This window comes from Zwartia hollandica, from assembly GCF_019923725.1.
Classification (GTDB): Bacteria; Pseudomonadota; Gammaproteobacteria; order Burkholderiales; family Burkholderiaceae_B; genus Zwartia; species Zwartia hollandica.
This window is the reverse complement of the sequence record NZ_JAHXRI010000012.1, coordinates 1-830: the sequence shown is the minus strand read 5'-3', so window position 1 is coordinate 830 and position 830 is coordinate 1. Positions and strand designations below refer to the sequence as shown.

Here is an 830-nt window from a genome sequence, read left to right as displayed (position 1 = left end):
AAGCGCTCAGCGGTGAGCCCCGCACGACCGAGATAGCCACGTGCGAGGCCCGCGCCTGCGATGTAGAGCTCGCCTGCTAGCCCAACTGGCAAAGGATTCAAGCTCCCATCGAGGATGTAGATCTGTGTGTTCTGGATCGGGCGGCCGATTGGAACAAGTGCAGCGGCATCCATTTGCGGATCGAGAGGGCCCGCGATCGTGACACAAACGCTCGCCTCGGTGGGGCCGTAACCATTGAGCATATTGCAGTGTTTGGCATGGCGCTTGACCAGTGCTGGCGAACAGGCCTCGCCTGCCACAACAAGCGTTTGAAGACATGCGAGGTCTTCAATGGGGATCTCGGGCAAGATGACAGGTGGCAATGTAGCGAGTGTGATCCTATGCTCGGCAATGAAGCGGCCTAGGGCACGAGGATCCGTTCGCACTGCGGCATCGTCAATCAAATATAAAGTTGCACCGCTAGCCAGCGCAGGCATTACCTCTGAGAACGAAGCATCGAAGGCAAACGAGGCAAACTGCAAGACTCGAGCGTTTGTATTATGTGCGTGCGCAGTGATGAGTTCGCCTACGAGATTGCCGGCTCCTTGATGCGTATTGCCTGCTCCCTTAGGTCTACCGGTTGATCCTGAGGTGTAGATCAAGTAAGCAAGATTCTTTGGGGTGAGGGCATTTGAGCGCTCAGAGTCCACAATGGCGTGACTCGGATATTGCTCAAGCATGCAGTCATCCAATCGGATGGTCTGAGGTGCTTCAAGCTCCGTCTCATCTAGAAGTGAGCTTGTGGAGATGAGTGCAGCCGCGCAGCTATCGGCGAGCATGAAGCTCAAGCG

The 830-nt window shown here is 56.0% G+C and carries 1 protein-coding gene; it reads right to left on the bottom strand.

The genetic code is table 11. The annotated features are described in order from the left end of the window. Nucleotides 1-818 (bottom strand): AMP-binding protein (locus KZZ10_RS14355; protein WP_259662230.1); only part of this gene is annotated, 818 nt, incomplete at its 3' end. Nucleotides 819-830: the final 12 nt, after the last annotated feature.